At 70.9% G+C, this 19,907-nt stretch carries 19 protein-coding genes; 9 read left to right on the top strand and 10 right to left on the bottom strand.

What is annotated here, in order from left to right; translation table 11 throughout:
- Window positions 1-78: 78 nt before the first annotated feature.
- Window positions 79-708 (top strand): hypothetical protein, encoded by a 630-nt coding sequence (locus ACFYZL_RS03070; RefSeq protein WP_384743180.1) that lies wholly within the window; start codon window positions 79-81, stop codon window positions 706-708.
- Window positions 709-855: 147 nt separating this feature from the next.
- Here ACFYZL_RS03070 and ACFYZL_RS03075 read toward each other — a convergent pair whose 3' ends face one another.
- The 3 genes from ACFYZL_RS03075 to ACFYZL_RS03085 form a co-directional block, all read right to left on the bottom strand.
- Window positions 856-2,145: an ABC transporter substrate-binding protein gene (locus tag ACFYZL_RS03075; protein ID WP_384743178.1), complete on the bottom strand. Its 1,290-nt coding sequence runs from the start codon at window positions 2,143-2,145 to the stop codon at window positions 856-858.
- Window positions 2,146-2,423: 278 nt separating this feature from the next.
- A complete protein-coding gene (locus tag ACFYZL_RS03080; protein ID WP_384743175.1) occupies window positions 2,424-3,041 on the bottom strand; it encodes an SMI1/KNR4 family protein in 618 nt (205 codons plus the stop codon).
- A 59-nt stretch (window positions 3,042-3,100) separates the two neighbouring features.
- Complete coding sequence (locus tag ACFYZL_RS03085) at window positions 3,101-3,469, bottom strand: DUF192 domain-containing protein (protein WP_384743172.1); 369 nt, start codon at window positions 3,467-3,469, stop codon at window positions 3,101-3,103.
- A 258-nt stretch (window positions 3,470-3,727) separates the two neighbouring features.
- Between ACFYZL_RS03085 and ACFYZL_RS03090 the strand changes: the two genes are divergently transcribed.
- Window positions 3,728-4,519 (top strand): prepilin peptidase, encoded by a 792-nt coding sequence (locus tag ACFYZL_RS03090; protein ID WP_384743169.1) that lies wholly within the window; start codon window positions 3,728-3,730, stop codon window positions 4,517-4,519.
- A gap of 131 nt (window positions 4,520-4,650) precedes the next feature.
- Here the strand turns inward: ACFYZL_RS03090 and mgrA are convergent, their stop codons facing one another.
- Window positions 4,651-5,688: an L-glyceraldehyde 3-phosphate reductase gene (gene mgrA, locus ACFYZL_RS03095; RefSeq protein ID WP_384743167.1), complete on the bottom strand. Its 1,038-nt coding sequence runs from the start codon at window positions 5,686-5,688 to the stop codon at window positions 4,651-4,653.
- Window positions 5,689-5,821: 133 nt separating this feature from the next.
- On the opposite strand from mgrA, the gene ACFYZL_RS03100 reads away from it, so the two are divergent.
- From ACFYZL_RS03100 to ACFYZL_RS03120, 5 genes are all read left to right on the top strand, one after another.
- Window positions 5,822-6,583 carry an isoprenyl transferase gene (locus tag ACFYZL_RS03100; RefSeq protein ID WP_384743164.1) on the top strand — a complete coding sequence of 254 codons (762 nt, stop codon included), beginning with the start codon at window positions 5,822-5,824 and terminating at the stop codon, window positions 6,581-6,583.
- Between the two features lie 351 nt (window positions 6,584-6,934).
- Window positions 6,935-8,251 carry a PhoH family protein gene (locus tag ACFYZL_RS03105; RefSeq protein ID WP_388675504.1) on the top strand — a complete coding sequence of 439 codons (1,317 nt, stop codon included), beginning with the start codon at window positions 6,935-6,937 and terminating at the stop codon, window positions 8,249-8,251.
- Between the two features lie 445 nt (window positions 8,252-8,696).
- On the top strand, window positions 8,697-9,398 hold the full coding sequence (locus tag ACFYZL_RS03110; RefSeq protein WP_384743159.1) for a transglycosylase SLT domain-containing protein: 702 nt from the start codon (window positions 8,697-8,699) through the stop codon (window positions 9,396-9,398).
- Between the two features lie 121 nt (window positions 9,399-9,519).
- The gene (locus ACFYZL_RS03115) at window positions 9,520-10,836 is read left to right on the top strand and encodes an AI-2E family transporter (protein WP_384743156.1); all 1,317 of its coding nucleotides are present in this window, start codon (window positions 9,520-9,522) and stop codon (window positions 10,834-10,836) included.
- Complete coding sequence (locus ACFYZL_RS03120; RefSeq protein WP_384743153.1) at window positions 10,833-11,519, top strand: hypothetical protein; 687 nt, start codon at window positions 10,833-10,835, stop codon at window positions 11,517-11,519. The genes ACFYZL_RS03115 and ACFYZL_RS03120 overlap by 4 nt, the downstream gene beginning before the upstream one ends.
- 102 nt (window positions 11,520-11,621) lie before the next feature.
- Here the strand turns inward: ACFYZL_RS03120 and ACFYZL_RS03125 are convergent, their stop codons facing one another.
- Window positions 11,622-12,161, bottom strand: a complete 540-nt coding sequence (locus ACFYZL_RS03125; RefSeq protein ID WP_384743150.1) for an alkyl hydroperoxide reductase — start codon at window positions 12,159-12,161, stop codon at window positions 11,622-11,624.
- 3 nt (window positions 12,162-12,164) lie between these two features.
- Window positions 12,165-12,719, bottom strand: a complete 555-nt coding sequence (locus ACFYZL_RS03130; RefSeq protein ID WP_384743147.1) for a peroxiredoxin — start codon at window positions 12,717-12,719, stop codon at window positions 12,165-12,167.
- A gap of 135 nt (window positions 12,720-12,854) precedes the next feature.
- Between ACFYZL_RS03130 and ACFYZL_RS03135 the strand changes: the two genes are divergently transcribed.
- Window positions 12,855-13,820, top strand: a complete 966-nt coding sequence (locus ACFYZL_RS03135; RefSeq protein WP_384743144.1) for a hydrogen peroxide-inducible genes activator — start codon at window positions 12,855-12,857, stop codon at window positions 13,818-13,820.
- Between the two features lie 114 nt (window positions 13,821-13,934).
- Here the strand turns inward: ACFYZL_RS03135 and ACFYZL_RS03140 are convergent, their stop codons facing one another.
- The 3 genes from ACFYZL_RS03140 to ACFYZL_RS03150 are packed head-to-tail and all read right to left on the bottom strand — an operon-like array spanning window position 13,935 to window position 17,487.
- Window positions 13,935-16,283 carry an FtsX-like permease family protein gene (locus ACFYZL_RS03140; RefSeq protein WP_388675510.1) on the bottom strand — a complete coding sequence of 783 codons (2,349 nt, stop codon included), beginning with the start codon at window positions 16,281-16,283 and terminating at the stop codon, window positions 13,935-13,937.
- Complete coding sequence (locus tag ACFYZL_RS03145) at window positions 16,280-16,966, bottom strand: ABC transporter ATP-binding protein (RefSeq protein ID WP_384743138.1); 687 nt, start codon at window positions 16,964-16,966, stop codon at window positions 16,280-16,282. The genes ACFYZL_RS03140 and ACFYZL_RS03145 overlap by 4 nt, the downstream gene beginning before the upstream one ends.
- Entirely contained in the window at window positions 16,963-17,487 is a 525-nt protein-coding gene (locus tag ACFYZL_RS03150) for a PadR family transcriptional regulator (protein WP_376661647.1), read from the bottom strand. Before ACFYZL_RS03150 ends, ACFYZL_RS03145 begins: the two co-directional genes overlap by 4 nt.
- A gap of 130 nt (window positions 17,488-17,617) precedes the next feature.
- On the opposite strand from ACFYZL_RS03150, the gene ACFYZL_RS03155 reads away from it, so the two are divergent.
- Window positions 17,618-19,114, top strand: coding sequence for a DUF2079 domain-containing protein (locus ACFYZL_RS03155; protein ID WP_388675515.1), 1,497 nt, complete (start codon window positions 17,618-17,620; stop codon window positions 19,112-19,114).
- Window positions 19,115-19,181: 67 nt separating this feature from the next.
- Here the strand turns inward: ACFYZL_RS03155 and ACFYZL_RS03160 are convergent, their stop codons facing one another.
- The gene (locus ACFYZL_RS03160; RefSeq protein WP_384743131.1) at window positions 19,182-19,901 is read right to left on the bottom strand and encodes a peptidylprolyl isomerase; all 720 of its coding nucleotides are present in this window, start codon (window positions 19,899-19,901) and stop codon (window positions 19,182-19,184) included.
- Window positions 19,902-19,907: the final 6 nt, after the last annotated feature.

Genomic DNA, 19,907 nt, shown 5'->3' on the forward strand with positions numbered 1-19,907 from the left:
GTGCTCCGCGGGCTCCCGTACGGGTGAATGCGCGCCCGGCGTCGTTCCGGCCCGCCGCGGGGGCCCGTTGGACCGGGCATGAAGCGCACCCGCATCGCAGCTCTCGCCCTCGCCACCGCCGCGGCGGCCCTCGCCCCCGCCCTCGGTCAGGCGGCCACCGCCGCCGAGGGGACCTCGTACCTCCAGGACCCGTCCGATGGCGAGAAGGCCATGAAGTCGATGTGGACCAAGGACGAGATGCACAAGGTGGAGGCGCAGTTCCGCTTCCACCCGGGGATCCAGTACAAGACGGTCACCCGTCCCGGCCCCGCGGGCGCCCCGGAATACGAGCGGCAGGCTCCCGACCCCAAGACGCTGGCATGGCAGCCGGGTTACGAGTTCGCGTGGGCGGTGTCGGAGTCGACGGTGGTCAAGAAGACGCTGACGACCAAGGAGGGCAGGCACCCGATCGTCGTGCACGCGGTCCTGCGGCGCGCCGGGGACCGCGCCAAGGCGGGGGAGGTGCACCAGGAGCTGACGGGGAAGCCGGCGACGGGGCGGGCGAAGGTCGCGGGCGGCAAGCGGATCGCGTGCGACACCGGTGAGTACACGGTGGAATGGTCCGTCACGCGCAAGGGCTACGGCACGCTCACGGGGACGCTGCGCTGGGACTCCAGCTGCGAGCAGTACCGCACGGCGTTCGCCGAGGACCACGGCGGGCAGCGCTGACGGACGGGGTGTGGCCTGTCGCCCCGCGCACCTTGTGGGTGCTTCGCGGGCGACCGGGCCGCGGCCTCGGATCGAGTGCCGTCATGCCCATCCTGCCGCACGGGGTGTGCCGCGACAGGGGGCGAAGGTCCCGGATCGAGGGGACCATCAGTGCTGCTTCTTGGCCTCGTTCGCCTTGGCCTTGATTTCCTCGAGGACGGCCTTCGGGTTGCCGTCGGGGTCGACGGCGCGTCCGATGTTGCGCTTGATGCTGTCGCTGACGGTCACCCAGGTGGGGTCGTTCACCGGGTAGAGCTGGGCGCCGCGCAGCGCGGTCAGGAACTGCGTGTCGTTCGCGTCCATGCCGTTGGCGCCCCCCAGGGCGCGCGAGGCGGACGTGGTCGACGGCAGCAGGTGGTACCGGTTGGCGAACTCCGACAGGTTCTTGTCCTGGTAGACGAAGTCCAGGAACTGACCGATCGCCTTGCCGTTGCCGTTCTGCTTGAACGCCATCATCCAGTCGGCCACGCCGACCGTCGGAGGGGTCTCCCCGGCGCCGAGGGTGTCCGAGACCGGCATCGGGACGGCGTTGACCTTGATGCCCTTGGCGCGCGCCTCGTGGAGGAGCGAGGGGTAGCCGTTGAGCATGCCGACGTTGCCGTTCAGGAATTCGGCGAAGGCGTCGGCACGGTTGAGCTTGGACGGCGGGACGGGCCCGACCAGACCGGGCGTGACCAGCTGATCCTTCACCCAGCTCCAGGTCTTGATGTTCTGGTCGGAGTCCAGGCTGTAGTTGCCGCTGCTGTCGGCGTAGCCACCGCCGTTGCTGAGCTCCCAGATGAGCGCCTCGGCGTGCGCCTCCTCCGGGCCCAGGGGCATCGCGTACGGGAACTTCACGCCCTTGTTCTTGAGCGCCTGCGCGTCGGCCTTGAGGTCGGCCCAGGTCTTGGGCGCCTTGACGCCGGCCTTCTCGAAGAGCGTCTCGTTGTAGAAGAGCAGGCGGCTGCTCGCCACGAAGGGCAGGCCGTAGAGGGTCGAGCCGATGGAACCGGCCTCGGCGAGGGGTTCCAGGAAGTTCGCCTCGGCGGTGACCGAGAGGAGCTCGTCTGCGGAATAGAGCTTTCCCTGCGCCGCGAAGTCGGAGTAGGAGCCCATCAGGGCCATGTCCGGCGCCTTGCCGGCCTTGACCATACGGGCGACCTCACGGTCGATGTCGGCCCACGGGCGGAGCTCCACCTTCACCTTGATACCGGGGTGGGCGGCCGTGAAATCGGTCGTCACCTTGTCCCAGAAAGCCTTGGAACTCGTGGCCGGCGTGTCGCCGTATTCGGCGGCCACCAGGCGCAGGGTGCCTTCGCCGTCCGCGGTGTCCCCGGAGTCGTCACCGCATCCGGTCAGAGAGGCCAAGAGACCGAGCACGACCGCGGTGGCGGGCGCTCCGAAAATTCTTCGTCGCACGGGTGTATTCCCCTGAATTTCTTTTGGATGTCGATGCTACTTATGAGTCACTCCGGGCTGGGGTGTCCCTCCGTGGCCCGTTGGCCGGAATTCTCTCCTGAAGGGGGGTGGGTTGGTTCCATTGGGGCCTCACTTGTGTTCAATGCTCCAAGTGGGCCCTTTTCTGATTGTGTTTTCCGATATGGGATCCACAATTCGGACGCGCGTAGACATGCCGAAAAGCCCGTTTCCTGTTTTGAAACGGGCTGGAACCGGCCGGAGGCCGTGGGGAGGTGTGGCTAGTCGGCGAAGTCGCCGGCGTACGGGTCCGGCTGGCCGGTCTCCGGGTTGCGGCCCTCCTGCCAACGACGCTGGGCCTTGCGCCAGTGCACGAAGCTGAGGTGGCCGCCGTCCCAGAAGGTGATGCTGACCGGGCTCACGTCGAACTCGTCGGAGCAGAGCCGGTGCAGGAATTCGGCCATGCCGTACGGGTACACGGCGAAGGAGTCCGCGGTGTGCCGTCCGCACACGAGGACCGGCCACCGGTCCGGGTCCGGGTCGGAGGTGAGCCAGCACAGGATGTCCGAGCCGCCGGTGACGCCCCAGGCGAGGATCGACTCCGGGTCCACGTCGAAGGCGGCCCGGCCGCCCTCGTCCTCCCAGATCTGGCGGGCGTTGGCGGTCTCCTCCGCCATCTCCGCCGGGGCCCACTGGAGTCCGGGCTTGGGCAGCGGAAGCAGGACGTCGGCCTCGCCGTTGATGGAACCCGCGCCGAAGCGGCCCATGAACGCCACGAAATCGGCAGGGAACCGGGTCCCCCAAGCGGCCTCGGCCGCCCGCCAGTCGATGTCCTCGTCGGCCCCGTGCGTCGCCGGCATGATCTGCTCCAGCGCCTTGACCCGCGCGTTCTCCGTCATGCCGCTCCCCTGAGACCCCAGCTCAACCGCCCCAACCTACCGCCGGTGCGGGGCCTCGCCTAGCCGCGCGTGAGACGCCCGGATACGTCCGCCTTCACCGTCGTCCCGACCCGCAGCCCCCACCCGGCCATCGCCCCGGCTTCGGCCTCCAGGACGTGCCGGGAGCGCAGCCGGGGCAGACCGAGACGGCCGGGGGGCATGGTGGTGACCGCGAGGACGCGGAGGTTCCGGTCGAGGTACGCGACGTCGATGGCGAACCGCATGCGGAAGGTGTGCACGGAGGCGGCCGGGGTGAGCAGGAGCGCGCCGGTGATTCCGTCCCGGCCGAGGAGGCCGCGGGTGCGGGCGCGATAGCTCGCGGCGACCTCCAGGGGGACCTGGGTCCCCTCCACCGTGAGCGTGCCGATCGCGTCCCGCCAGTTCGCCATGCGGGCCAGGGTAGAGGGCGGTGCCGCTGCGCGGGGCCGTCCCCTACCCGCCCTTCCTCCGTTCCCCGGGGCTCCGCCCCGGACCCCGGTCCTCAAACGCCGGACGGGCCGGCAGTGCCGCGCAGCGGCAATTTCAGCCCCGCCGGCGTTTGAGGCGCGGGGGTCTGGGGGCGGAGCCCCCAGTTCGGGAAGGGGCGGGTAGGGGACGGCCCCGCGCAGCGGCACCCGGACTCACCCGTCCGGCGCTACCGTCGCCGGATGGGTGTCGTGTTGATCGTCCTCGCCGCCGCGGGCTACGGCGCCGCCGCCGGACGGCTGCTGCCGCGCGCGGCGTACCGGCTCTCCGTCGAGCCCGAAGACCCCTGGCGGGACAGCTGCCCGCAGGGCCACCGGATCGCCGGCTGGCTCGGCCCGGCCCGCTGCCGCGCGGATGCCGACGCGCTGTGGGCGGTGGCCGGCGCGCCCCGGCCCGGAGGGCCGCCGCCCGAAAGGGCCGCGGCGCACGCCTACGGGCGGCCGGGCGCCCCCCTCGCCGCGCTCACCGCCGCGGTCTGCGCCGCGCTCGCGGCCGCCGTCGGGGCGCGTCCCGAGGTGGGGGTGTACGTGGGGCTCGCCCCGCTGTTCGTGCTGCTCGCCCTCGTCGACCGGGCCGTGCACCGGCTGCCCGACGTACTGACCCTGCCGCTCGCCGCCACCGCCACCGCCGGACTCGCCGCGGCCGCCCTCCTGCCCCGCGCCGCGGGCGACTGGCGGGGCGCGCTGCTCGGGGGCGGCGCGCTCGGGGCGGCGTACCTCCTGCTGTTCCTGATCAACCCCGCCGGCATGGGCTTCGGCGACGTCAAGCTGGCGCTCTCGTTGGGGGTCGCTCTTGGGTGGTACGGGTGGGGGGTATGGACCGCCGGGGCCTTCCTGGGCTTCCTCTACGGGGCCCTGTACGGCCTCCCGCAGGCGCTGAAGGGCCCGGAAGCCCGGAAGCGGGCCTTCGCCTTCGGCCCCTTCATGGCCGCCGGAGCACTCACCGGAGTGCTGCTGGGCGGTTTCGGAGCGTAATCGTGTCGCCGCAATGCACGCATCACGCTTTACGAAGGGTTATGGTGGAACCCCCCCCTCGGGCCGGTCCGTATCCCCCCCACGGACCGGCCCGTTTTTCGTTCTCCGGGCCGATCGCGCAAACCCGCAGGTCAGCTGCGCTGGGCCCAGATGTTCGTGCCGGGCGTGGAGACCGCGAAGGAGTCGATCTCCTTCAGTTCGGCTTCCGAGAGCCGCTCTCCGGCCAGCGCCGCCACGTTTTCCTCGAGCTGTTTCACGCTCGACGCGCCGATCAGGGCCGAAGTCATCCGCTCGTCGCGCAGCACCCACGACAGTGCCAGCTGGGCCAGCGACTGCCCGCGCCGCGCGGCGATCTCGTTCAGTCCGCCCAGGCGCCGGACGACGTCATCCGACAGCAGCGCCGGGTTCAGGGACTTGCCCTGGGTGGCCCGCGAGCCCTCGGGGATCCCCTTCAGGTACTTGCCCGTCAGCAGCCCCTGCGCGAGCGGTGCGAAGGAGATGCAGCCCATGCCGGCCTCCTCCAGGGTGTCGAGCAGGCCGTCCTCCTCCGTCCAGCGGTTGATCATGGAGTACGAGGGCTGGTGGATCAGGGGGCGGACGCCCATCTCGCGCAGGATCCGCGCCGCCTCGGCCGTCTGCTCCGCGGTGTAGGAGGAGACGCCGACGTACAGCGCCTTGCCCTGTTGGACCGCGGACGCGAGGGCGCCCATGGTCTCCTCCAGCGGGGTCTCCGGGTCGAAGCGGTGCGAGTAGAAGACGTCGACGTAGTCCACGCCCATCCGCTTCAGCGAGGCGTCGAGCGAGCTCAGCAGGTACTTGCGGCTGCCCCACTCCCCGTACGGCCCGGGGTGCATGAGGTAGCCGGCCTTGGTGGAGAGGATCAGCTCGTCGCGGAAGGGCGCGAAGTCCTGCGCGAAGATCTTGCCGAAGTTCAGCTCGGCCGAGCCGGGGGGCGGACCGTAGTTGTTCGCCAGGTCGAAGTGGGTGACGCCGAGGTCGAAGGCGCGGCGGAGGATCGCCCGCTGGGACGCCAGGGACCGGTCGTCGCCGAAGTTGTGCCACAGGCCCAGGGAGATGGCCGGGAGCTTGAGGCCGCTGCGGCCGGTGCGCCGGTACTCCATGGAGTCGTAGCGCGAGGGTTCTGCCCGATAGGGATTGGTATCAGTCACGTTGTCCTCCCTATCACGGAGTTGTGACAGACCGAGTTGGGTACCCCCTCCCGGCGCGCAGTAATGTGGCCGCCTCGGGGGTGGGACCGCACCGCATTCGCTCGGGGGCATTGCACGGAGGGGCTGGAAGATCGTGAAGCTGCGCGACCTGGTGTACAGGCTCTACGCACGCCGGGTGGAAGGCCGCATCGACCATGACGCGGCGCCCAAGCACATCGGCGTCATCCTGGACGGGAACCGGCGCTGGGCGAAGGCGTCCGGAGGCACGACGGAACAGGGCCACCAGGCCGGGGCCGACAAGATCTCCGAAATGCTGGGCTGGTGCACCGAGACGGACGTCGAGGTCGTCACCCTGTGGATGCTCTCCACGGACAACCTGGACCGGCCCGAGGTCGAGCTCCGCCCGCTGCTCAACATCATCGAGAACACCGTACGGGGCCTCGCCGCGGACGGCCGCTGGCGCGTCCACCACGTCGGCAACCTCGACATCCTGCCCTCGCAGACGCAGACCGTCCTGAAGGAGGCCGAGCAGGCCACGCAGGACATCGACGGGATACTCGTCAACGTCGCCGTGGGCTACGGCGGCCGCCAGGAGATCGCCGACGCGGTCCGCTCGCTGCTGCTGGAGCACGCGCAGAAGGGCACCTCCTTCGAGGAGCTCGCCGAGATCCTGGACATCGACCACATCGCCGAGCACCTCTACACGCGCGGCCAGCCCGACCCGGACCTGGTGATCCGCACCAGCGGCGAGCAGCGCCTGTCCGGATTCATGCTCTGGCAGAGCGCGCACTCCGAGTACTACTTCTGCGAGGTCTTCTGGCCGGCCTTCCGCAAGGTCGACTTCCTCCGCGCGCTGCGCGACTACGCGGCCCGCCACCGGCGCTACGGCACCTGAGGCCCCGGAGCCTCCCCGCCCCTCCCCGCCCCCCCGGGACGCCTGACGGCGCCTCGGGCCCCGGCGCGCCCTCCCCTCCGACCCTTAACCAGGGATTCACCGAGCGTCCGTCATATGCCAAGGCATGGCCTGGCCTGATCGGGGAATATCCCTTTCAGGTCGATGCCCGATCCACGGGTGTCGAGTCTCAGCGGACGGCATGGGGTCGTCCGCCCGGGAGGCCCTTTGCACCAGGACGCACGTGCGGTTCGCACGGACGGAGTGGGAGGGCCGGAAATCGGCCCCGGCATGGGTGCCGATGACCGGTCCGGTCTTCATGGCCCGACCTCTTCCGAGGGGGTACGTCCTTCCGTGGTGACCAGCACAAAGCGCCGCCTGCCCGACAGGCGGACCTACGTCCTCGACACCAGCGTCCTGCTGGCAGACCCCAACGCGATCTCCCGATTCGACGAGCACGAGGTCGTGCTCCCGATCGTGGTGATCACCGAGCTGGAGGCCAAGCGGCACCATCCCGAACTCGGCTACTTCGCGCGCCAGGCCCTGCGCCTGCTCGACGACTTCCGGGTTCGCTACGGTCGCCTCGACGCCCCCATCCCGTTGGGTGATCTGGGCGGCACCCTGCGCGTCGAGCTCAACCACTCCGACCCGGGTGTCCTGCCCGCCGGCTTCAGGCTGGGGGACAACGACTCGCGCATCCTCGCGGTCGCCCGCAACCTTCAGGCCGAGGGCTACGACGTCACGGTGGTCTCGAAGGATCTCCCGCTGCGCATCAAGGCCTCTTCGGTGGGCCTGCTCGCGGAGGAGTACCGCGCCGAGCTCGCGATCACCGACGCGGGCTGGACGGGTATGAGCGAGCTCTCCCTCTCCGGGGAGCAGATCGACCTCCTCTACTCCGAGGACCGGCTCCACGTGCCGGATGCCGCCGAACTGCCCGTGCACACGGGACTGGTCCTGCAGTCCGAGCGCGGCAAGGCGCTCGGCCGGGTCACGGCCGACGGCAACGTCAAGCTCGTACGGGGCGACCGCGAGGCCTTCGGGCTGCACGGCCGCAGCGCCGAGCAGCGCATCGCGCTCGACCTCCTCCTCGACCCGGAGATCGGCATCATCTCCATGGGCGGCCGGGCCGGCACCGGAAAATCGGCGCTGGCGCTGTGCGCGGGCCTGGAGGCGGTGCTGGAGCGCAGGCAGCACCAGAAGGTGATGGTCTTCCGGCCGCTGTACGCGGTGGGCGGTCAGGACCTCGGCTACCTGCCGGGTGACGCCAACGAGAAGATGAGCCCCTGGGCGCAGGCGGTCTTCGACACCCTCTCGGCGGTGGCCGGGAAGGAGGTCATCGAGGAGGTGCTGAACCGCGGGATGCTGGAGGTCCTGCCGCTCACGCACATCCGCGGTCGTTCGCTCCACGACGCGTTCGTCATCGTGGACGAGGCCCAGTCGCTGGAACGGAACGTCCTGCTGACCGTTCTGTCCCGTATCGGGGCGAATTCCCGGGTCGTTCTCACCCACGACGTGGCCCAGCGCGACAACCTCAGGGTCGGCCGGTACGACGGAGTCGTCGCCGTGGTCGAGAAACTGAAGGGGCATCCGCTCTTCGCGCACGTCACGCTGACCCGATCCGAGCGGTCCCCGATCGCGGCGCTCGTCACCGAGATGCTCGAATCGCTGTAAGGAACACGGAGGGCACCAGGGAACCCGCGAGGGGCACAGAGGGGTAAAACGCCCATAGCGGGAAAGAGAGTTGGCGCCGCCCGGCAAAGGCCCGAGAGCCTAGCCGGGCGGCGTCGTGCTGCACAGCCCTTTGGGGGAATCGGCGGCAACGGGGCAGGTGTGACCTTTCCCACGCAACGGAGAATTGCCTTGCGGCGTGGCGTTCCGGCAGAGTCTGGTTTCCGTCAGGCCCCGCATACGGCACACCTGTACCTCCCGTGAGGTACGCGCAGCACCACAACTCCACAGTCGATTGCCGTATGCCGCCCGGAGTTTCAAGCGGCAGCCCCCGCGAGGGAGCTGCCCACGGGCCAGCGCCTCCAGTGACCCGAGAACCACGGAGGCCAGAGTCGAGGGCAATCTTGCGCCCGCGCGGTCACTGCGGACGCTGCTGGAAGGACACCGTGTGAGCCGGATTTCGGTCCGGGGGTTCGCAGTGGCTTCGGCCACCGCGGTCACCACCGTCGGAGCAGTCGTGGGCGTTGCCGCCGGCGACCCCTCGAACGACCTCGAAACGACAGCGTCCGGCGCGACCCTCCTCACCGACATCCCGGTCGGCGACCAGGCGGCGGTCCAGAGCGGGTCCCTGACCCAGCAGGCCGACTCCATCGCCCACGCCGCCGACGCCGACGCCAAGCGCTCGGCGGAGGAGGCGGCCCGCGTGCAGGCCGCCGAGGACGCCAAGTCCAAGAAGGCCGCCGCGGAGAAGGAGAAGGCGGACGCCGAGGCCAAGGCCAAGGCGGACCGCGAGGCGAAGGACGTGGCCAGCCGCTCCGCCGCCCGCGACGCCGGCGACTTCGCCCTGCAGAGCTCGTACACGGTCGCCCAGGTCAAGGACATCGCCCGGCAGATGGTCCCGGCCGGCCAGTTCCAGTGCTTCTCGAACATCATCAACGAGGAGTCCACCTGGAACTACAAGGCCGTCAACTCGTCCTCGGGCGCGTACGGTCTGGTCCAGGCACTCCCCGGCTCGAAGATGGCCTCGGCCGGCGCCGACTGGCGCACCAACCCCGCGACGCAGATCAAGTGGGGCCTGAACTACATGAACAGCCGGTACGGCAGCGCGTGCAGCGCCTGGAGCTTCCACCAGGCCAACGGCTGGTACTAGGCCGCGAGGCCGCCGCACCCTCTGCTCAACCCCGAGGAGCCCCACACCGTCATACGGTGCGGGGCTCCTCGCGTGTACGGTCTTTCGTGGTGTGACCACGGGGCGGGGGGAAGGGAAAGAGATGTCGAAGAGGGCAGGCTGGCTCGGCCGGCTGGGGCGCAGGCTGAACCGGATGGAGGCGGCGCTCGACGAGCGGCGCGCCGAGATCGCGGCCGAGGCGAGGGGCGACCTGCCGGGCCGTGACGTGCCCGGGCCGGCGCCCGAGCGCGAGCGGCCACCGGCCGTCGTCGCCCTGCCCGCGCGCCCCGATCCGGCGAGCGTGGTCCCCTGGGGCATGCGCGTGGCCGCCGAGGTCAGCTGGCGGTTGCTGCTCCTCGCCGGGATGCTCTGGGTGTTGATGAAGGTGATCAGCGAAGTGCGCCTGGTCGTCCTCGCCTTCGCCGCCGCCATGCTCGTCACCGCGCTGCTCCAGCCCTTCGTGGTCAGGCTGCGCCGCCTCGGCATGCCGCGCGGACTGGCCACGGCCGTCACCGCGATCCTCGGCTTCGTCATCATCGGGCTCGTCGGCTGGTTCGTGGTCTGGCAGGTCATGGAGAACCTCGACGACCTGTCCAACCGGGTTCGAGAGGGCATCAACGAACTCAAGACCTGGGCACTGGACAGTCCGTTCCACGTGACCGAGAAGCAGATCAACGACATCGCGAAGAACCTCAGCGAGACCATCGGCACCAACACCGAGCAGATCACCTCCGCCGGCCTGCAGGGCGTGACGGTGCTCGTCGAGGTGCTGACGGGCATGCTGCTCGCGATGTTCTCCACGCTCTTCCTGCTCTACGACGGGAAGAAGATCTGGACCTGGGTGCTCGGGCTCGTCCCGGCCACGGCCCGCCCCGGCATGGCCGGCGCCGGACCGCGCGCCTGGCGCACGCTGACCGCGTACGTGCGCGGCACCGTCCTCGTCGCGCTCATCGACGCCGTCTTCATCGGCCTCGGGCTCTACTTCCTCGACGTGACGATGGCCGTGCCGCTCGCCGTCTTCATCTTCCTGTTCGCCTTCATCCCCCTCGTCGGAGCGGTCATCTCCGGCGCCCTCGCGGTGGTCGTGGCGCTGGTGACGCAGGGTCCGGTCATCGCGCTCGCGGTGCTGGGCGTGGTGCTCGCGGTGCAGCAGATCGAGGGGCACGTGCTCCAGCCCTTCATCCTGGGCCGTGCCGTACGGGTCCACCCGCTCGCGGTGGTGCTGGTCGTGGCGGCCGGCGGAATGATCGCGGGCATCGGCGGAGCGGTGGTGGCGGTGCCACTGGTGGCCGTCACCAACACGGTGGTCGTCTACCTGCGGGCGTACTCGCGCGAGCAACTGCACCCCGCCGTCGGTCCTGTCGGCCCCGCGCCGCACGGTGCGACGGCAGTCGGTGTCACGGACGGTCCGCAGGCGTGATCGGCGAGCCCGAGCTCGACGGCGAGTGGTCGGGCGGGCCTCCGGCCGAGGAGGCACGGCCCGAGGCTCCCCGGGGACCCGCAGGACGGCGCCTGCCGTGGCTGTGGGCGCTCGGCGGGGCCTTGGTGGCCTCCGCGGTGTGGGCGGGCGTTCTGGCCGCGCAGGACCGGTTCTCCGGCGCGCCGAGGATCTCGTACCGGCACTCCGAGGACCTGTGCAAGGACGCGCCGCTGAAGGTGCTCGACGAGCTCACCGGGGGCCTCGCGCACCGGCAGCCCGGGCACGCCGAGAGCCCGTCCCTGGACTGGGCCGGTTGCGACTTCAGCGGCGACTGGTTCGCGGCCCAGGAGCCCGGGACCAAGCTCGACTATTACGGCCGGGTGCAGGTCGACCTGCACAGGAAGACCGACCCCGGGCCGGAGTTCGGGGCCGGACTCGGGCGTGATCCGTACATCGGCCCGGAGATCGACCCGGTCGAGGCGGTCCCGGGGCTCGGGGAGCGGGCGATGGTCCATGACCACATGTACGCCACCCGGCTCCAGGTGCTCGACGGCGGCGCGGTCTTCACGCTCACCGTCCAGTGGCACGGGGGCGAGCGGACGGCCGGCGCGGACAAGGACGCGGTCGCGGCGGCAGCGATCGAGGACATGCGCGCCCTGATGAAGGCGCTGAAGAAGCCCTGATCGCGGTCCGGGCGTACGGGCGGCCGCCCGGACCGGCGTGTACGGATCAGGGGCCCGCGGCCGGTGACGGCCGCGGGCCCCTGATGTGCGTACGCGACGCGGTTACTCGGCGGCCAGGGCCGCTTCCGCGTCGAGGGTGACGGCGACGGCCTGGATCACCGAGGCGATCTTGAAGGCCTCCTGGACCGTCTCGCGGTCGAGGCCGTGCTTGCGCAGGACCTGCTCGTGCGAGTCCAGGCACTGGCCGCAGCCGTTGATCGCGGAGACCGCGAGGGACCACAGCTCGAAGTCGACCTTCTCCACGCCCGGGTTGCCGATGACGTTCATCCGCAGGCCCGCCCGCAGGTTGCCGTACTCCGGGTCGGAGAGCAGGTGGCGGGTGCGGTAGAAGACGTTGTTCATCGCCATGACCGCGGCGGCGGACTTGGCGGCGGTGTACGCCTCCGGAGACAGGACGGCCTTCGCCTCCGGCTCCAGCTCACGCAGGACGAGCGGGGAACGGGCGGCGATCGCGCACGACAGGACCGTGCCCCACAGCTGCTGCTGCGTGAGGGTGTCCTGGTTCCCGATCACCGAACCGAGGTTCAGCTTCAGGTCCTTGGCGAAGTCCGGTATGGCGGACTTGAGGGAGTCGAGGGACATCGCTCACTCACCGGCCAGCAGGGCGCCGGCGTCGAGGGTGCTCTCGCCCTTGTTCCAGTTGCAGGGGCACAGCTCGTCGGTCTGCAGGGCGTCGAGGACCCGCAGGACCTCCTTGGGGTTACGGCCCACGGAACCGGCGGTCACCATCGAGAACTGGATCTCGTTGTTCGGGTCCACGATGAAGACGGCGCGCATCGGCAGGCCGTCCCGGCCCAGGATGCCGAGGTCGGTCGACAGCTCGCGCTTGATGTCGGACATCATCGGGAAGGGCAGGTCACGCAGGTCGGCGTGGTCCTTGCGCCAGGCGTGGTGGACGTACTCGGAGTCGAGCGAGAAGCCGAGGACCTGCGCGTCGCGGTCGGCGAACTCCTCGTTCAGCTTGCCGAAGGCGGCGATCTCGGTCGGGCAGACGAAGGTGAAGTCGAGGGGCCAGGCGAAGACGACCTTCCACTTGCCCTCGTACGTCTTGTGGTCGATCTGCGCGAACTCGCTGCCTGCTTCGAGCGAGACGCAGGCCGTCAGGTCGAAGGTGGGGAACTGGTCGCCGACAGTGAGCACGCGCTCTCCTTACGGAATGGAAAGAGCCCTTTTTGGGGGTTTTCCGAGGGGGTTGGACGGATCTCACATGCTGGCACACCAGGATTGATTAAAGAAATAGCTACTCTTGCGCCAGGTGATCGGAGGTGCCTATCAGTGGCTACGGGTAACAGGGGAACGAAGCAGGCGAGGCCGGTGAAGCAGCCGACCCTCGCGCAGCTGCGCGCCTTCGCGGCGGTCGCCGAGCACCTGCACTTCCGGGACGCCGCCGGGGCGATCGGCATGAGTCAGCCCGCGCTCTCGGGAGCCGTCTCCGCGCTGGAGGAGGCCCTCGGCGTGCAATTGCTGGAACGGACCACCCGCAAGGTGCTGCTGTCGCCGGCGGGGGAGCGGATCGCGGCGCGTGCGCGGGTGGTGCTGGACGCCGTGGGCGGGCTGATGGAGGAGGCCGAGGCGGTACGGGCGCCGTTCACCGGGGTGCTGCGACTCGGGGTGATCCCCACGGTGGCGCCGTACCTGCTGCCGACCGTGCTCCGGCTCTTCCGCGGGCGCTACCCCGGGATGGACCTCCAGGTGCACGAGGAGCAGACGGCCTCGCTGCTGGAGGGGCTGGCCGGCGGGAGGCTCGACCTGCTGCTGCTCGCGGTGCCGCTGGGGGTGCCGGGTGTCACCGAACTACCGCTCTTCGACGAGGAGTTCGTCCTGCTGGCGCCCCGGGAGCACGAGCTGGCGGGCCGCCGGGACATACCGCTGGAGGAGCTGCGCGGGCTGCAACTGCTGTTGCTGGACGAGGGGCACTGCCTGCGCGACCAGGCCCTCGACATCTGCCGCGAGGCGGGGCGCACCTCGGACGCGGACGTCACGACCACCGCCGCCGGGCTGTCCACCCTCGTACAACTGGTCGCAGGGGGACTCGGAGTGACACTGCTGCCGCGGACCGCGCTGAGGCTGGAGACCACGCGGAACGAGCGGCTGGCGACGGGCTACTTCGCGGAGCCTGCGCCGTCGCGGCGGGTCGCCTTGGCGATGCGGACGGGGACGGCGCGGCAGGACGAGTTCCGAGCCGTGGCCGCCGCCCTCCGCGAGGCGGTCCGGCTCCTCCCCGTCTGCCTGGCGGACTGACCCGGGCCGGCCCGCACCCCCGGGGCTCCGCCCCCGGACCCGCAATTTCAGCCCCGCCGGCGTGTGAGGCGCGGGGGCTCGGGGGCGGAGCCCCCGCAGCGGCGCCGCACCCGGTCACTCCGTCCGCAGGCCGTCCGGTCGCATCAGCCGCACCAGCACCGGCAGGCTGAGCAGGGTCACGGCCCCGACCAGGGCCGCCCCGGCGCCGGTCATCGCGGCCACCGACGACCAGTCGATACGGACCGACCGGCCGGTCATCCGCATCAGCACCGCCCCCAGGCCCAGGCCCACCACCGCGGCCAGCGCCAGGCCCAGCCCGATCGGCAGGGCCGTCTGCCACAGCACCGACAGGCTCAGCGTGGAACGCTTCGTACCGAAGGCGACCAGCGCCGACAGCAGCCTCTTGCGCTCGCGCAGCTGCTCCAGCTGCGAGACCAACAGGCTGGTGCCGATCAGGATCAGCACGGCGGTCGCGCCGAAGAACAGCCCCGTGCGGATCGCCGAGTAACCGGCCTTCTCCTTGGTGTACTTCAGCGTCAGCGTGCGGCTGAGGGGGTCCGCCTTGAGGGCGGCCGTGCGGACCTTGTCCACGGCGTCCGGCACGGACCCGTCGACCTGCACGAAGACCTGCGCGTTCTCCGCCGCGCCCACGCCCCGCGGGGCCTGCGAGGGCGTCACCAGGACGCCGCCCCGGATCCTGCCCGTCGGGTCCTCGCGGCCGGTGACCGGGAGCGCTCCGGCCGGGACGTTCCATTCGACGGCCTTGGAGTGCCCGGAGTCCGGCGAGGCGTCCAGGAGCGGGTCGATGGTCAGCTTCTCGCCCGGCCGCAGCGGCCGGCCGGAGTAGGGATCCGCCAGGACGAAGGAGTCGCCGTCCGTGCACGAGTTCAGTACGGCGACCTCGCGCAGCGCCTCGCAGGTGCCGATGGTGATCTCGGCGCGCGTCCCGTCCTCGGGATCCTCCTGCGTCCCGAGGACGGCCGTCAGCGGGACCGCCGCGACGACGCCCTCGGTGGCCGCGACCTTCGCGGGGAGGTCGCCCGTGGACTCCTGGCCCGGAGGCAGGCTGATCGCGAGCGCGGCCCGGGCCGGGTCCTGCCCGGTGGAGGCGACGTAGTCGCTCTCGACGGCGGCGAAGAGCATCTGCAGGGCGATCGCCCCGGCGACGGCGACGGCCACGCCGTTGGCCAGTCGGGCGGCGCCGCCACCGGTCAGCTGGAGCCGCCGCACGGCCAGCTGCCAGGACACCGGGCCGCCGGAGAGCCGGGACACGAGCCGCTCCAGCAGCCAGGGCAGCAGCGCGGTGATGCCGACCAGGAGCAGGGCGACGCCGGCGCTGATCTGCCACTGGTTGAACTGCCCGCCGCCGTTCACGCCCCCGTCGCCGCGGCGGCCCATCAGCGGGACCAGCAGGCCCAGTCCGCCCAGCGGCAGCAGCAGCCGCCACCACATGCGGCGCCCGCGCGGTGCGGTCGTACGGACGATGCCCAGCGGTTCGACGACCACGCCGCGCAGCGCGAACAGGGTCACCGCGACCGCCGCCATGGGCACGACGAGCGCCACCAGCGCGGCCAGTCCGGGCGAGGGATTCAGGTCGGCGGGGAAGACGCTGCGCTGGCGGAGGGTGAAGCTGCCGGCCAGTTCGCGGCCCACGGCGAAGAACCCGACACCCAGGAGCAGCCCGACCAGGGATCCGGCGAGGGCCTCCCCGGCGGCGATCCGGCGCACCGTACGGGCGTCCGCGCCGACCAGCCGCAGCGCCGCGAGGCGCAGGTCGCGGCGCTCGCCGCCGAAGCGCACGGCGGACGCGATGAACACGGCGACCGGCAGCAGCAGCGCGACGAAGGTCATCACCACCAGCAGCATGAGCACCGGGTCGAGCCCCTCGCGGTCCCCGACGGGGGCGAAGCCGTTGATCCGGACGACCTGGTACTGCTCGGGGCCGGTCTTCCGCAGGCGGTCGTTGCCGGCGTAGAAGAGGAGCTCGCCGGGGCCCATCAGGCCCGGGTCGCCGATGACCTCGGAGATCCGCCAGTCGAGGCGCTCGCGCAGCCCCGCGCCTTCCGTGGAGTCCAGCAGCTCCTTCAGTGCGGGGGAGACGGCCATCTCGCCCGGGCCCGGGATCTTTTCCAGGCCCGGCGGCACGGGCGCGTCGGGCCCCTCGGCCCGCAGGAGGGCGCCGTCGATCGACATGTCGTGGTACGTCTGCTCGGCGCCCATGACCAACAGGGTGTCGTGGCCCGGCTGTTCGGCTCTCAACGCGTTCACCGTGGTGCGGGCGTCGCTGCGTTCGTAGCGGGCGGTGAGAGCGCTCGGCAGGGCGGTGGAGATCAGCAGCAGGGCGACGCCGAGGCCGACGCCCACACCGGTGAACAGGGTGCGGGTCCAGCCCTCGCGGCCGCCGCCGAAGGCGAAGCGGATGCCCATGCCGAGGTCCCGGGCCCCTGCGCGCAGGGTGTTCATATGACGCGCTCCATGTCGAGCGACCGGCCGTCGCGCACGACGATCTCGCGGTCGGAGTACGCGGCCACGCGGGTCTCGTGGGTGACGAGGACGACGGCGGCGTTCGCGGACCGGGCGGCCTCCGTGAGCAGCTGCATCACGAGCTCGCCGTTGAGGGAGTTGAGGGCGCCGGTGGGTTCGTCGGCGAAGATCACCCGGGGCCCGGTGACCAGCGCGCGGGCGACCGCCACCCGCTGGCCCTGGCCGCCGGAGACCTCGCCGGGGCGCTTGCGGGGCAGGTCCTCGACCTGGAGCCGCTCCATCCAGTGCAGGGCGGTCGCCTCGGCCTCCTTGCGCCGGACCCCGGCCAGCCGCAGCGGCAGCGCCACGTTCTCCACGCAGGTCAACTCGGGTACGAGCTGGCCGAACTGGAACACGAAGCCGAAGTCCGAGCGGCGCAGGGCGCTGCGCTCCGAGTCGCTCATCGTGGCGAGCTCGCGGCCCGCGTACGAGACGGAGCCGGAGTCGGGGGTGACGATGCCAGCGAGGCAGTGCAGGAGCGTGGACTTGCCGGAGCCGGAGGGGCCCATGACGGCGACGACCTCGCCGGCGTGGATGGAGAACTCCGCGCCGTCGAGCGCCTTGGTGCTGCCGTAGGCCTTGTGGAGGTCCGTGGCGGCGAGCAGTGATCCGGCCGGCATCATCGGCGTACCTCCTGGGCGAGCTGGTCGAGGCGGGCCGCGGTGAGCTCCAGCCAGCGGAGGTCGGCCTCCAAGTGGAACAGGGCGTGGTCGCACACGAGCTGGTCGGCGATGTCGCCCTTGCGCTTGCGCGCGGTCAGGATGCGCATGAGGCGCAGGTGCTCGGCGCGCTGGGTGTCCAGGAGCCCGCCCGCGCTGCGGTGGGTGAGCAGGGCGAGGACGACCTTGGTGTAGAGCACCGAGTGCAGGTACGGCTCGGGCTTCTCGGGCTGTGAGAGCCAGGCCTCGACGTCGGTGATGCCGGCGTCGGTGATGGCGTACCGCTTGCGATCGGGCCCGGCGCCGCTCTCGATCCCCTCGACCTCCACGAGGCCGTTCTTCAGGAGGCGGGACATGGTCGAGTAGACCTGCCCGTAGGCGAGGGGGCGGTCGTGGCCGAACTTTTCGTCGAAGGCCCGCTTGAGGTCGTAGCCGTGGCGCGGGCCGGCCTCCAGGAGGCCGAGGAGCGTGTGACCGATGGACATGCCGGTGACTCTACACGGTGTGTATACGCTCGATGTATAGACCCTCGGCGTGCGCCATCCGAAGGGAATCGGCCCAGAGGGAAGGCAACTCCGGCCCCGACCGCCGGCGTTGCCGGCATCTTGCGGGTTCATGCAAGCACCCACCGGCGCCGCCGCCACACTCCCACCGCAGCAGACAGGCATCGAGGAACGGGCGGCGCCGGAGCCGCCCCGGGAAGACCGCCCCGAACGCACATGGTGGATCTGGGCCATGGCGGGGGCCTTGTTCTTCGGCTACTCGATCCTGTCCCTGTCCGTCCACGACCGCCTGGGCTCGCGCAGCTTCGACCTGGCGATCTTCGTCCAGGTCGTGCGTTCGTACGCGGGTTGGCACCTGCCCGTATCCGAGGTCAAGGGTCCGGACTTCCCGGTCCTGGGCGACCACTTCTCGCCCATCCTGGCCCTGCTGGCGCCGCTGTACTGGCTGTGGCCCTCGGTCAAGATGCTGCTCGTCGCGCAGGCCGCGCTGGTCGCCGGAAGCGTGGTGCCCCTGGCCCTGTGGACGCGCCGCGCGCTGGGCGCCCCCGCCGCCGCGGTCGTCGGCGTCTGCTACGGCCTCTCGTGGGGCCTGGCGAGCGGACTCGAATCCGACTTCCACGAGTGGGCGTTCGCCCTTCCGCTGCTCACGCTCTCCCTCACGGCCCTCAGCGCGGGGCGGCTGCGCGCCGCGGCGGCGTGGTCGCTGCCCCTGCTCCTGGTGAAGGAGGACCTCGGCCTCACCGTCGCCGCGATCGGCGTCGTCATCGCCTGGCAGGCGGGCCGGGGCAACCGCAGGACGGGGCTGGTGACGGCGGCGATCGGCGTGGCGGCGCTCGGGCTGTCCCTGCTGGTGCTGAGTTCCTTCCATCCGGGCGGGTTCGAGGGCTACTTCGCCTCCCACAACCCGAACACCGGCGCGGCCGCGGGAGCGGTGCAGTCGGACGGCGGCTTCATGGGCTCCGTCGAACGGATGACGCTCGGCCTCATCACGCCGCGCGAGAAGGTCACGACCATCCTCTACATCCTGGCCCCGACCCTCTTCCTGGCCCTGCGCTCACCGCTGGCCCTGGTCCTGGTGCCGTCCGTGCTGTGGCGCCTCTCCTCGGACTACGCGCCGCACTGGGGCACCAGTTACCACTACTCGCTGCTGGTCATGCCGATCGTCTTCGTGGCCTTCGTGGACGCCCTGCACCGGCGGGGTGCGAGCGGTCGCGGGCTGTACCGGTATCTGGCGGGCTGCGCGGCGGTCACCCTGCTGTTGCTGCCGCACTTCGCCTTCTGGCAACTGGTCAAGCCGGACACCTGGGCCAACCATCCCCGTACGGCGGAGGCCCACAAGGTGATGGAGATGATCCCGGACGGCGCCACGGTCCAGGCGGGGCACTATCTGGTGCCCCACCTGGCCGACCGCACCAGCGTCAGCCTGCACGGCTGGGGGGACAGCCGCCCCGACCCGGAGTGGATCATGGTGGACACCGAGGTGCCCCCGGCGCTGCAGTGGCCGTACAACCACATGCAGCAGGACCGGGCCGTCCAAGAGGCCCGCGCGCGGGGATACAGCGTGGTGTACGACAAGGACGGCTTCATCCTGCTGACCCGTACCGGCTAGCCGTCGGACGGGGGCACGCGCACGGGTGCCACGCGACCGTGACGGTCACGTGGCACCCGTACCGCGCTCAGCCCTTCGGATACTGCACCGTGAGCGAGTCGATGACGACGGGCTCCTTGGGCGCTCCGTCGGGCTCCCCGGTCGCCGTCCCCTTCGCGGCGAACTTCTGCACCACTTCCAGCCCGTCGATCACCTTGCCGAAGGGCGTCCACTCGGGCGGCATCCTCAGGAGCGGGTCGGCGTAACTGATGAAGAACTGTCCGCCGTTCCGCCCCGGCTGGGCCTTGGAGACGGCCACCGTGCCCGCCGGATAGGTGGCGCCCTTCCGGTTTTCGTTCGGGTAGGAGTAGCCCGGGTCCGAGGTTCCCACTCCGGCGGGGTCACCGCATTCCAGTACGAAAATACCCTTCGTCGTGAGGCGGTGGCATTTACTGCCGTCGAAGTATTTCTTCCCGGCGAGATAGGCGAACGAATTGGTGGTGCACGGTGCCTGCGTGGTGAGGGCCTGAATGGTGATCGGGCCCTCGCTGGTGGAGAGGGTGAGCATGAACGGCCGCCGCGCGGCGATGCTGTCGTAGGTCGGCATTCCGACCGACTTGTTGCCGTTGCCCTTGCCGGTGGGTGTGTAGAGGCAGGCCTCGGGCCGCTTGGCGTCCGTGGTCGTACTGCTGGTGAGGGAAACCGCCGTCCAGGCGAGCCCGGAGCACGCGACGATCGCCGCGGCCACGCCGGCCGCTTTCCGGGCCGCCCGCCGACCGACGAATGATTTCACACTGGTCAGATCCATACGCGC

Source organism: Streptomyces sp. NPDC001717, from assembly GCF_042892775.1.
Classification (GTDB): domain Bacteria; phylum Actinomycetota; class Actinomycetes; order Streptomycetales; family Streptomycetaceae; genus Streptomyces.

What these genes read in the sequence shown, in the direction of transcription:
- ACFYZL_RS03070 (WP_384743180.1), top strand. Translation starts at nt 79, where the DNA reads ATGAAGCGCACCCGCATCGCAGCTCTCGCCCTCGCCACCGCCGCGGCG.
- ACFYZL_RS03080 (WP_384743175.1), bottom strand. Translation starts at nt 3,041, where the DNA reads ATGACGGAGAACGCGCGGGTCAAGGCGCTGGAGCAGATCATGCCGGCG.
- ACFYZL_RS03085 (WP_384743172.1), bottom strand. Translation starts at nt 3,469, where the DNA reads ATGGCGAACTGGCGGGACGCGATCGGCACGCTCACGGTGGAGGGGACC.
- ACFYZL_RS03090 (WP_384743169.1), top strand. Translation starts at nt 3,728, where the DNA reads ATGGGTGTCGTGTTGATCGTCCTCGCCGCCGCGGGCTACGGCGCCGCC.
- ACFYZL_RS03115 (WP_384743156.1), top strand. Translation starts at nt 9,520, where the DNA reads ATGTCGAAGAGGGCAGGCTGGCTCGGCCGGCTGGGGCGCAGGCTGAAC.
- ACFYZL_RS03125 (WP_384743150.1), bottom strand. Translation starts at nt 12,161, where the DNA reads ATGTCCCTCGACTCCCTCAAGTCCGCCATACCGGACTTCGCCAAGGAC.
- ACFYZL_RS03140 (WP_388675510.1), bottom strand. Translation starts at nt 16,283, where the DNA reads ATGAACACCCTGCGCGCAGGGGCCCGGGACCTCGGCATGGGCATCCGC.
- ACFYZL_RS03145 (WP_384743138.1), bottom strand. Translation starts at nt 16,966, where the DNA reads ATGATGCCGGCCGGATCACTGCTCGCCGCCACGGACCTCCACAAGGCC.
- ACFYZL_RS03150 (WP_376661647.1), bottom strand. Translation starts at nt 17,487, where the DNA reads ATGTCCATCGGTCACACGCTCCTCGGCCTCCTGGAGGCCGGCCCGCGC.
- ACFYZL_RS03155 (WP_388675515.1), top strand. Translation starts at nt 17,618, where the DNA reads ATGCAAGCACCCACCGGCGCCGCCGCCACACTCCCACCGCAGCAGACA.
- ACFYZL_RS03160 (WP_384743131.1), bottom strand. Translation starts at nt 19,901, where the DNA reads ATGGATCTGACCAGTGTGAAATCATTCGTCGGTCGGCGGGCGGCCCGG.